We start from the raw sequence: 9,552 nt of genomic DNA on the forward strand, positions 1-9,552 counted from the left end.
TGGTGGCAGCTCTGCACCAAGCTGAACCTGGCGCTGGCGGCCGGCGTGGCGCTGCCGCTGCTGCAGGCGCTCGGCTATGCGCCAGGCCATGCCGATGCGGCTGCCGGCCTGGCATTGGCCACCGTGTATGGCGCGCTGCCCTGTGTGTTGAAAACCCTGGCTGGCCTGCTGCTATGGCACGGCTGGCTGAGAAAAAAGGTGCCTGAATGTTTGCCCGCCTGAACACCCGCTGGCCTCGCCTGGCCGGGCTCGCGCTCAGCGCGCCGCTGTGCCTGGCCTTGTTGTCCGGCTGCGCCAGCCCGACGCCGGCCGACTACGCCAGCCAGACCCCGGTGCTGGACTTGCGCAGCTATTTCAACGGCCCGATGAGCGCGCAGGGGCTGTTCACCGACCGCTCGGGCAAGGTGGTACGCCGCTTCAGCGTGGCCCTGAACGGCCGCTGGGAAGGCGATGAAGGCGTGCTGGAGGAGGACTTCGTCTACAGCGACGGCGAGCGCCAGCGCAGGGTCTGGCACCTGCGCCAGCTGCCCGACGGCCGCTACACCGGCAGGGCCGACGACGTGGTCGGCGAGGCCGTCGGCCAGGCCGCAGGCAATGCACTGAACTGGCACTACACGCTGCGCCTGCCGGTGGACGGCACGGTCTACGAGGTGCAGTTCAACGACTGGATGTACCTGATGGATGCCCACGTGATGCTGAACAAGGCGGCGATGCGCAAGTTCGGCTTCCAGCTCGGCGAGGTCACGCTGGCCTTCTACAAGCCATGAGCCCGGCCATGCCTGCCCGCCTGCACTGCTGCGAAAGCACCTGATGTCCCTGAACCCCCGCATTCCCGCCTGGCAGGGCCAGGTGGTCTGGCTGGTCGGTGCCTCTTCGGGCATTGGCCGGGCACTGGCCGAGCGGCTGCATGCTGCCGGCGCCGTTGTCGTCTGCTCGGCCCGCCATGAGGTTCCTCTTAACGAATTCGTGGCCCGCCACCCGGGCAGCCAGGCGATTGCGCTGGACGTGACCGACCGCGACTCGCTGCAGGCTGCCGCACAGACCGTGGTGGCCCGGCATGGCCGGCTGGACATGGTGGTGTACTGCGCCGGCCACTACCGCGCGCTGCGCGCCACGGCCTTCGACCTGGTGGATGCGCTTCGGCACGACCAGATCAACTACGTCGGTGCGCTGAATCTGCTGGACGCCGTGCTGCCGGTGCTGCTGCGCCAGCGCAGCGGCCACCTGAGCCTGATCAGCAGCGTGGCCGGCTACCGCGGGCTGCCGAACTCGCTGGCCTACGGGCCGACCAAGGCGGCGCTGATCAACCTGGCCGAGTGCCTGTACTGCGATTTGCATGCGCAAGGCATTGGCGTGTCGGTGGTCTGCCCGGGCTTTGTCGACACGCCTCTGGTGCAGCAGAACGAGCACGCGATGCCAGCGCTGATCAGCGCCGATGAAGCCGCAAGGCAGATGCTGGCCGGCTGGGCCGTGGGCGACTTCTCGCTGCACTTTCCGAAACGTTTCACCCGCTGGATGCGCGCCGCACGCTACCTGCCTGATGCTTTGTACTTCCCGGCCGTGCGCCGGGTGACGGGGCTGTGACCATGCTCAAAAACGCCTTGCCCTCCCTCGCCGAGCTGAAGGACCGGCAGCGCCCGGCACCGCGCCATGCCGACGCACGGGTGCAGAAGTTGATCCACTTCTTCGAGCAACTGCAGCTGGCCGACCTGGCGCAGTTGCCCAGGCTCTACACGCCCGAGGCCTACTTCAAGGACCCGTTCCACAGCGTGCAGGGCGTGGCCGAGATCGACGCGATCTTCCGCCGCATGTTCACCAACCTGCAGGCGCCGCGCTTCACGGTGCACAGCGTGATCGCCGAAGGCGCGCAGTGTTTCATGACCTGGGATTTCGACGCGTTGCGCAACGGCCGGCCGCTGCACATCCACGGCAGCAGCCATTTGCTGTTCGACCTGCAGGGCCCGGGTGGCGCTGCACCGCGACTACTGGGACGCGGCTGAGGAGCTGTACGAGCAGGTGCCGCTGCTGGGCGGCCTGCTGCGCTGGCTGAAGCGGCGCATCGCCGGGCCTGCGGCCCAGTTGAGCCGGGACTGATCAGGCTTTCGCTGGCGCGGCGTCGAACAGGTCCAGCGCATCGGCCAACGCCGTCAGCGAATCCAGCTCGCGCCACGGCGTGGCGGTGGTGCGCAGCGGCTTGGGGCGATGGCCGGGCCGATGCAGCCAGACGCTGGCAAGGCCGGCGGCGTGCGCGCCTTCGATGTCCAGCGCCCAGTCGTCGCCCACGTGCAGCACTTCGTGCGGCGCGCAGCCCAGGCGCTCGCAGGCGGCATGGAAAAACGCCGGCTCGGGCTTGCCTACGCCAAATTCACGCGCACCCAGCGTGCCGGCGAAATGACCGGCCAGGCCGATGCGCTGCAGGTCGGCATTGCCATTGGTCAGCGCCAGCACAGGACCACGCGCGGCCAGCCGCACCAGCGCGGCCGGCACGTCGTCGTAAAGCTGTACCTTTTGGCGGTGCTCGAAGAACAGCTCGAAAGCCGGCTCGGCCAGCGCCGGGTCTTCACCGCACTGCGCCAACGCGCGGGCAATGCTGGTCAGCCGCAGCCAGCTGAGGTCGTGGCCGCGCTCAGGGTGCTCGCGCCCGACCTGCTCGCGGATCAGGCGCAGCGCCGCGGTGTCGAAAGCCGCAGCCGTCGCCGGTGCGTTGGCCTTCAGCCAGCCGTGCAACACGGCTTCGGCGGCTTCGATGGCTGGCCAGACCGGCCACAGCGTGTCGTCCAGGTCCAGCGTGATGGCGCGCCAGCTTGGCATGACCGTCACCGCATCCAGCCCTTGCGGCGGAAATACAGCAGCGGCGCGGCGACCGAGGCCACCATCAGGCACAGCGCATAGGGGTAGCCGTATTTCCAGGTCAGCTCAGGCATGGCCTGGAAGTTCATGCCGTAGATGCTGGCGATCAAGGTGGGCGGCAGCAGCGCGACCGAGGCCACCGAGAAGATCTTGATGATCTTGTTCTGGTTGATGTTGATGAAGCCGACGGTGGCGTCCATCAGGAAGTTGATCTTGTCGAACAGGAAGGCAGTGTGGCTGTCCAGCGAGTCGATGTCGCGCAGGATCTGGCGCGATTCCTCGAACTGCTCGGCGTTGAGCATGCGGCTGCGCATCATGAAGCTGACCGCGCGGCGGGTGTCCATCACGTTGCGGCGGATGCGACCGTTCAAGTCCTCTTCCTTGGCAATGGCTGCCAGGATCTCGGCCGCCATGCGGTCGTCCACGTCCTGCTTGAGCACCCGGGCGCCGACTTTTTCCAGGCTGTCGTAAATGCTTTCGAGCGCATCGGCGGAGTATTCGGCGTCGGCGTCGTAGAGCTTCAGCAGCACATCCTTCGCGTCCTCGATCAGGGCCGGGATGCGGCGCGCACGCAGCCGCAGCAGGCGGAACACCGGCAGGTCTTCGGCATGCACCGAGAACAGCACGTTGTTGAACAGGATGAAGGCCACGCGCACGTTGCGCGGCGTGATGTCGTCATCGATCAGGAAGTCGGAGCGGATGTGCAACTCGCCGTTGTCTTCCTCGTAGAAGCGGGCCGATTCTTCGAGGTCATCGTCCACGATGTTGCCGGGGATCTGCAGGCCGAAACGGCCGGCGATCCAGCCGATCTCCTCGGCCGACGGCGCTTCCAGGTCCACCCACACGGGCTGCACCTGGGCCAGTTCGGCCGCGGTTTCGATTTCCTCTTGCACGAGGCGGCCACTCAGGCGGCCCTTGTCCAGCGTGAACACGTTGAGCATGCGGTACTTCCAGCGGATCGGCCCGGCACGGCGGCCGAGGAAGGCAGGCACGGCGCGGGCAGAAAGATCAGGTCGGGGTGTTCGGAGCAGACCGTCTCACCCCAGACGGACCGGACCGGCCCGGGGGCAGGCGTCGCGGCAGCTGGAATGGACGGTCACCGAGGGTGAGGGGTGTCCAAGTCGTGCTTTCAACAATCAAGAAAAAACCAAAACCGGTCCTGCAGGCAGGGTCTAAAAACGGAGAGCCGCACGGGGTTTTCCCTGGGTTTTTGCCCAGCAGCCGGCCATTCCAAAACACCGGGCCAGCAGGCCTTGGCGCCCCGAAAGGGCCGTGACGCCGGGCTGCACGGGTCAGGCGTGGCCTTGGCCCCCAAAGGGCCAGACACCGCCGCGAACGGCCTGCGCAGTAATGCTCACAACCAGCGAGTCTAACCCCCTGGGACGAGGCTGACCACGCTTGTCAAAGCATGGTCCCACGCGCACACTGAATTCGACCGGAGCCCCCAAAGGCACCGGCTGCGAGCGACCAAATGCAGGTGATGAGCCTGCTCTTGTTTTCCCCTTTCCTGAAAGGAGTCCTCGATGAACCTGACGATCAGCGGACATCACCTAGACGTTACCCCCGCGCTTCGCGAGTACGTGCTGACCAAGCTGGACCGGGTCACGCGCCATTTCGACCAGGTGGTCGATGTCAACGTCCTGCTGACGATAGACAACCAGAAGGAAAAGGATCGACGACAAAAAGCGGAGGTCACCCTCCATGTCAAGGGCCGCGACATCTTCGTTGAACACTGCCACGAGGATCTTTATGCGGCGATCGACCAACTGATGGACAAGCTGGACCGCCAGGTCTGCCGTCACAAGGACCGCATGCAGGACCACCACCACGAATCGGCCAAGCGCCAGGTGGCCGCACCGCTTTGATGGCTTCGCTTTTGTCGACCCAACACGGCCCTGCGGGGCCGTTTTTGCTGCCTGGCGCAAGCGCGAGACTGTTACACCTGCGAAATCGTGAACTGTTGCTGCAACGCAGCACCCCATCCGTCAACCACTTGATTCAGGCTTCGTTCAAGTTCATGGTGAGACTGTCGATTTCTATAATCCGCTCCCCGCCCGCACGCTTGAACAGCCTGCCGCTCCAGTTGTGACCGTAGTCGGAGAACATTCTTCATGAACCGCCTTGCCGCCATCCTGCCCGCCGCCAATGTGCTGGTGGGTGTGGACGCCACCAGCAAAAAGCGCGCGTTCGAGCACGCCGGCCTGCTGTTCGAGAACCAGCATGCAATTGCCCGGGCCACGGTCACCGACAACCTGTTCGCCCGCGAACGCCTGGGCTCGACCGGCCTGGGGCATGGCGTGGCGGTGCCGCACGGCCGTGTCAAGGGCCTGAAAAACCCGCTGGCGGCGGTGCTGCGCGTGCAGCAGCCCATCCCGTTCGACGCACCGGACGACGAGCCCGTCAGCCTGCTGATCTTCCTGCTGGTGCCCGAGGCGGCCACCCAGCGCCACCTGGAGATCCTCTCCGAGATTGCCGAGCTGCTGTCCGACCGCGAACTGCGCGACAAGCTCAAGAGCGAGCCCGACGCAGCTGCTGTGCACCGCCTGATCGAAGGCTGGGAACCGCTGAAGTCGGTGGCGTGAAAGCCATTTCGATCAGCGCCGAGGCGCTGTTTGAGGAGCACCAGCCGGCGCTGCGCTGGGAGTGGATCGCCGGCCACGCCCACCCCGAGCGCCGCTTCGACGAAGCCGCGGTGCGCGACGCCCGCTCGGCCGCCGACCTGGTCGGCTACCTGAACTACATCCACCCTTACCGGGTGCAATTGGTCGGCCGCCGCGAGGTGGACTACCTGGGCGAGGCCGCAGCGCCCGAGATCCAGGAGCGCCGCATCCAGCGCATCGTCACGCTGGAGCCGCCGGTCATCATCGTGGCCGATGGCCAGCGCCCGCCGGATCGGCTGGTGGCCATGTGCGACCGGGCCGAGATCCCACTGTTCACCACCAGCCATTCGGCCGGCCATGTGATCGACGTGGTGCGCGCCTACCTGAGCCAGCTGATGGCCGACCGGACCACGCGCCACGGCGTGTTCATGGACATCCTGGGACTGGGCGTGCTGCTGACCGGTGAATCCGGCCTGGGCAAGAGCGAACTGGGCCTGGAGCTGATCTCACGCGGCCACGGCCTGGTGGCCGACGACGCGGTGGACCTGTTCCGCATCTCGCAGGCCACGCTGGAAGGCCGTTGCCCGGAGCTGCTGATGAACCTGCTGGAGGTGCGCGGCATCGGCCTGCTGGACATCAAGGCCATCTTTGGCGAGACGGCGGTGCGGCGCAAAATGCGCCTGAAGCTGATCGTGCACCTGGTCCGCAAGGAAACCATGGAGCGCGAGTTCGAGCGCCTGCCTTACGAACCTTTGCACGAGGACATCCTCGAGATCCCCATCCGCAAGGTGGTCATTGCAGTGGACGCCGGCCGCAACCTGGCAGTGCTGGTGGAAGCCGCGGTGCGCAACACCATCCTGCAGCTGCGCGGCATTGACACCTACCAGGAATTCATCGCCCGCCACCAGGCTGCCATGAGTTCGGGCTCGGATGTTTGACGCCGCCTGCCGGGCGGTGTTCACAATCGGTTTTCACGCAGGTGGCGTACAGCGCCAGCGCATGGTCCTGCAGCGCAAAGCCGCGTGATTGCGCCACGGCGCGCTGGCGCGACTCGATCTCGGGGTCGAAGAATTCCTCGACCCGGCCGCAGCTCAGGCAGACCAGGTGGTCGTGGTGGTTGCCCTCGTTGAGCTCGAAGACCGACTTGCCCGACTCGAAATGGCTGCGCGCCAGGATGCCGGCCTGCTCGAACTGCATCAGCACACGGTAGACCGTCGCCAGGCCGATGTCCGCACCCTCGTTCATCAAGGCCTTGAACACGTCTTCCGCCGTCATGTGCCGCTGCTGGGTCTTCTGGAAGACCTCCAGAATGCGGATGCGCGGCAGCGTGGCCTTCAAGCCGCTGCTCTTGAGTTCGTCTACCTGGTTGCTCATGGTGTCAATCCCTGGCCCCGCGAGGCTTGGTGAGACTTGTTTGGCGTTGCCCTAGAATCGTCCAATCATAGCCAGCCTGTCCGCCTCAAGCGACAGGCAAGCCATTTCGGCCGCCTTCGCCTCGTGTCGCGCGGTTTCTTTTTCGCTCCATCGCCGCCCGCAGGGCGATTCGCCGTATGCCTTTGCTGAGTTCTGTTCGACCCGTTGCGGTCGCGGCCGCGCTGATGGCGGCCAGCCTGCTGGGCGGTTGTGCCTACGTCTCGCGCACCATGAGCGAGGGCATCACCAGCGTGATCACGCCCTACCGCGTGGAAATCGTCCAGGGCAACGTGGTGACCTCGGAGCAGATTGCGCAGATCAAGCCCGGCCGCAGCCGCAACGACGTGCGCGACATCCTCGGCTCGCCGCTGCTGGCCGACCCCTTCCACGGCGACCGTTGGGACTATGTGTTCACGCTGCGTCGCCCCGGTACCGAAGCGCAGAAGCGCTCGGTCGTGATCCGCTTCGAAAAGGACACGGTCAAGACCGTCGACGCGCCGCCCGACCTGCCGTCAGAACGCGAGTTCGTCGCGTCCATCACGCGCTACAAGGCCGATCCGAGCAAGGAACGCAAGCTGATGCTGACCGACGAGGAACGAGCCGCCCTGCCGCTGCCGCCCGCCGCAGCCGCCAGCACCGCCGCAGCCCCCACCGGTCCGACCCGCATCTACCCGCCGCTGGAGACGCTGTGAGTGCCGCCGGCCCCTTGCGCATCGCCATCGCCGGTGCATGCGGCCGCATGGGCCGCATGCTGATCGAGGCGGTGCAAGCCGCTGACGACTGCGTGCTGGCCGGCGCGCTGGACCGCAAAGGCAGCCCTGCGCTGGGCAGCGACGCCACCGCCTGGCTGGGCCAGGCCAGCGGCGTCAAGATCACAGCCGACCTCGCCGAAGGCCTGGCCAAAGCCCAGGTGCTGATCGACTTCACCCGGCCCGATGGCACGCTGGCCCACCTGGCCGAATGCGAGCGCCTGGGCGTGAAGATGGTCATCGGCACGACGGGTTTCGAGCCGGAACAAAAGGCCCGAATCGGTGCCGCCGCGCAGCGCATCGCCATCATGATGGCGCCCAACATGAGCGTGGGCGTCAACGTCGTGATGCAGCTGCTGGCCCAGGCCGCCAAGGCGCTGAACCAGGGCTACGACATCGAGATCATCGAGGCCCATCACCGCCACAAGGTCGACGCGCCCAGCGGCACCGCGCTGGCGATGGGCGAAGTCGTCGCCAAGGCCGTCGGCCGCGACCTGAAGGAATGTGCCGTCTACGGCCGCGAAGGCGTCACCGGCGCGCGCGACCCCAGCACCATCGGCTTTGCCACCGTGCGCGGTGGCGACATCGTCGGCGACCACACCGTGCTGTTCGCCGGCATTGGCGAGCGCATCGAGATCACGCACAAGAGCTCGAGCCGCGTGACGTATGCGCAGGGCAGCCTGCGCGCCGCGCGCTTCCTGGCCGGCAAGGCCAGTGGCCTGTTCGACATGAACGACGTGCTGGGATTGTCCTGAGATGAACGGCTTGAGCGACTTCTGGGCGGGCAGCGACGGCATCGGCCGCACGGTGGCCCTGCTGCTGCTGGCCATGTCGGTTGGCGCCTGGGTGCTGATCGTCTGGAAGACCTGGCTGCTGCGCCGCGCGCTGCGCGGCCAGCGCGACAGCGTCGCCGCCTTCTGGCAGGCACCGAACCTGAAGGACGGCCGCGAACGTGTGGCCCAGTTGGACCGCGAACAGGTGCTGCTGGGCATGGTGGACGCGGCCGCCGCGCAGCCCATGGCCGGCACGCTGCAGGGCAGCGCCAGCACCGAAGCCCAGCTGACCCGCCGCCTGCGCGACGCGCTGCACGAAGGCCTGGGCCGGCTGCAGAGCGGCCAGGTGTTCCTGGCCTCGGTGGGGGCCACCTCGCCCTTCATCGGCCTGTTCGGCACCGTCTGGGGCATCTACCACGCGCTGCTGGGCATCTCCACCGCCGGCAGCCTGTCGATCGACAAGGTCGCCGGCCCGGTCGGCGAGGCGCTGATCATGACCGCCGCCGGCCTGGCCGTCGCCATTCCTGCGGTGCTCGCCTACAACCTGTTCGGCAAGTGGCTGGGCGCACTGGAAGCCGAGCTCGAAGGCTTCGCGCACGACCTGCGCGACCTCGTGCTGACGGGCCGCTGAGCCCGCACCCGAGAACAGCGCCATGGCCTTCGGACGCCTGGAACGCACCCGCCCGCCGCAGCCGATGGCGGACATCAACATGACGCCGCTGATCGACGTGATGCTGGTGCTGCTGGTGATCTTCATGATCACCGCCCCGCTGATGGCCAGCAGCCTGAAGCTGGACCTGCCCAAGGCCGAAGGCGCGTCGCCCGGCGACAACCCGGTATTCCTCTCGGTGGCCATCAGCATCGACGGCCAGTTGCACCTGGACGACGAGCAGGTCAACGACGCCCAGCTGACGCTGCGCGCCCGCCAGGCCTCGCAGCAGGATCCGAATACCGAAGTGCAGCTGCGCGCCGACGAGAAAGTGCCCTATGGCCGCGTGGCCGAGCTGATCGGCCTGCTGCAGGACGCCGGCCTGAGCCACATTGGCTTCATCACCGCCGGCCCGCCAGCCAAGCCCGCAGGCACCACTGCCGCACCCTGAACCGGCTCAGCGCCGTGTCACCAGTGGGCGCGACTGCAGCAGCACCACCTGCCCGGCCGGGTCGATG

14 protein-coding genes and 1 pseudogene are annotated in these 9,552 nt (G+C 66.9%); 12 read left to right on the forward strand and 3 right to left on the reverse strand.

All coding sequences use genetic code 11. The features are described 5' to 3' along the window. The 5 genes and pseudogenes from FKP22_RS31985 to FKP22_RS34370 all read left to right on the forward strand — a co-directional run. Positions 1-222, forward strand: a pseudogene (locus FKP22_RS31985) (hypothetical protein); the annotation flags it as partial. Continuing rightward, positions 207-767 (forward strand): DUF3833 domain-containing protein, encoded by a 561-nt coding sequence (locus tag FKP22_RS12060; RefSeq protein ID WP_141287738.1) that lies wholly within the window; start codon positions 207-209, stop codon positions 765-767. The pseudogene FKP22_RS31985 and the gene FKP22_RS12060, both read left to right, overlap by 16 nt. 43 nt (positions 768-810) lie before the next feature. Beyond that, complete coding sequence (locus FKP22_RS12065; protein ID WP_141287739.1) at positions 811-1,584, forward strand: SDR family NAD(P)-dependent oxidoreductase; 774 nt, start codon at positions 811-813, stop codon at positions 1,582-1,584. A gap of 17 nt (positions 1,585-1,601) precedes the next feature. Beyond that, complete coding sequence (locus tag FKP22_RS12070; protein ID WP_310733325.1) at positions 1,602-2,000, forward strand: nuclear transport factor 2 family protein; 399 nt, start codon at positions 1,602-1,604, stop codon at positions 1,998-2,000. Next, a complete protein-coding gene (locus FKP22_RS34370; RefSeq protein ID WP_310733326.1) occupies positions 1,966-2,094 on the forward strand; it encodes a hypothetical protein in 129 nt (42 codons plus the stop codon). The genes FKP22_RS12070 and FKP22_RS34370 overlap by 35 nt, the downstream gene beginning before the upstream one ends. Here FKP22_RS34370 and FKP22_RS12075 read toward each other — a convergent pair whose 3' ends face one another. Further along, complete coding sequence (locus tag FKP22_RS12075; protein ID WP_141287740.1) at positions 2,095-2,811, reverse strand: HAD family hydrolase; 717 nt, start codon at positions 2,809-2,811, stop codon at positions 2,095-2,097. It lies immediately after the preceding gene. Positions 2,812-2,816: 5 nt separating this feature from the next. Further along, the gene (gene corA / locus FKP22_RS12080) at positions 2,817-3,791 is read right to left on the reverse strand and encodes a magnesium/cobalt transporter CorA (RefSeq protein ID WP_141287747.1); all 975 of its coding nucleotides are present in this window, start codon (positions 3,789-3,791) and stop codon (positions 2,817-2,819) included. Between the two features lie 582 nt (positions 3,792-4,373). Between corA and hpf the strand changes: the two genes are divergently transcribed. From hpf to hprK, 3 genes are all read left to right on the forward strand, one after another. Further along, on the forward strand, positions 4,374-4,715 hold the full coding sequence (hpf, locus tag FKP22_RS12085) for a ribosome hibernation-promoting factor, HPF/YfiA family (protein WP_141287741.1): 342 nt from the start codon (positions 4,374-4,376) through the stop codon (positions 4,713-4,715). Positions 4,716-4,961: 246 nt separating this feature from the next. After that, positions 4,962-5,432, forward strand: a complete 471-nt coding sequence (locus tag FKP22_RS12090) for a PTS sugar transporter subunit IIA (RefSeq protein WP_141287742.1) — start codon at positions 4,962-4,964, stop codon at positions 5,430-5,432. Next, the gene (gene hprK / locus FKP22_RS12095) at positions 5,429-6,388 is read left to right on the forward strand and encodes an HPr(Ser) kinase/phosphatase (protein ID WP_141287743.1); all 960 of its coding nucleotides are present in this window, start codon (positions 5,429-5,431) and stop codon (positions 6,386-6,388) included. The genes FKP22_RS12090 and hprK overlap by 4 nt, the downstream gene beginning before the upstream one ends. Here the strand turns inward: hprK and fur are convergent. Further along, positions 6,342-6,824, reverse strand: coding sequence for a ferric iron uptake transcriptional regulator (gene fur, locus FKP22_RS12100; protein ID WP_141287744.1), 483 nt, complete (start codon positions 6,822-6,824; stop codon positions 6,342-6,344). The genes hprK and fur overlap by 47 nt on opposite strands. 176 nt (positions 6,825-7,000) lie before the next feature. Here fur and FKP22_RS33420 point away from each other — a divergent pair, with 176 nt between their 5' ends. From FKP22_RS33420 to FKP22_RS12120, 4 genes are read left to right on the forward strand one after another with little or no spacing between them, the layout of a single operon-like run. Then, entirely contained in the window at positions 7,001-7,555 is a 555-nt protein-coding gene (locus FKP22_RS33420) for an outer membrane protein assembly factor BamE (RefSeq protein ID WP_231010300.1), read from the forward strand. Further along, entirely contained in the window at positions 7,552-8,367 is an 816-nt protein-coding gene (gene dapB, locus FKP22_RS12110; protein ID WP_259372440.1) for a 4-hydroxy-tetrahydrodipicolinate reductase, read from the forward strand. Before FKP22_RS33420 ends, dapB begins: the two co-directional genes overlap by 4 nt. A gap of 1 nt (position 8,368) precedes the next feature. Continuing rightward, the gene (locus FKP22_RS12115) at positions 8,369-9,016 is read left to right on the forward strand and encodes a MotA/TolQ/ExbB proton channel family protein (protein ID WP_141287745.1); all 648 of its coding nucleotides are present in this window, start codon (positions 8,369-8,371) and stop codon (positions 9,014-9,016) included. A gap of 22 nt (positions 9,017-9,038) precedes the next feature. Then, positions 9,039-9,485 (forward strand): ExbD/TolR family protein, encoded by a 447-nt coding sequence (locus FKP22_RS12120; RefSeq protein WP_141287746.1) that lies wholly within the window; start codon positions 9,039-9,041, stop codon positions 9,483-9,485. Positions 9,486-9,552: the final 67 nt, after the last annotated feature.

This window comes from Ideonella azotifigens (assembly GCF_006519715.1).
GTDB classification, from domain to species: domain Bacteria; phylum Pseudomonadota; class Gammaproteobacteria; order Burkholderiales; family Burkholderiaceae_C; genus Ideonella; species Ideonella azotifigens.

Coding starts and splice junctions, on each gene's coding strand:
- FKP22_RS12060 (WP_141287738.1), top strand. CDS start 207: ATGTTTGCCCGCCTGAACACCCGCTGGCCTCGCCTGGCCGGGCTCGCG.
- FKP22_RS12065 (WP_141287739.1), top strand. CDS start 811: ATGTCCCTGAACCCCCGCATTCCCGCCTGGCAGGGCCAGGTGGTCTGG.
- FKP22_RS12075 (WP_141287740.1), bottom strand. CDS start 2,811: ATGCCAAGCTGGCGCGCCATCACGCTGGACCTGGACGACACGCTGTGG.
- corA (WP_141287747.1), bottom strand. CDS start 3,791: ATGCTCAACGTGTTCACGCTGGACAAGGGCCGCCTGAGTGGCCGCCTC.
- hpf (WP_141287741.1), top strand. CDS start 4,374: ATGAACCTGACGATCAGCGGACATCACCTAGACGTTACCCCCGCGCTT.
- FKP22_RS12090 (WP_141287742.1), top strand. CDS start 4,962: ATGAACCGCCTTGCCGCCATCCTGCCCGCCGCCAATGTGCTGGTGGGT.
- fur (WP_141287744.1), bottom strand. CDS start 6,824: ATGAGCAACCAGGTAGACGAACTCAAGAGCAGCGGCTTGAAGGCCACG.
- FKP22_RS33420 (WP_231010300.1), top strand. CDS start 7,001: ATGCCTTTGCTGAGTTCTGTTCGACCCGTTGCGGTCGCGGCCGCGCTG.
- FKP22_RS12115 (WP_141287745.1), top strand. CDS start 8,369: ATGAACGGCTTGAGCGACTTCTGGGCGGGCAGCGACGGCATCGGCCGC.
- FKP22_RS12120 (WP_141287746.1), top strand. CDS start 9,039: ATGGCCTTCGGACGCCTGGAACGCACCCGCCCGCCGCAGCCGATGGCG.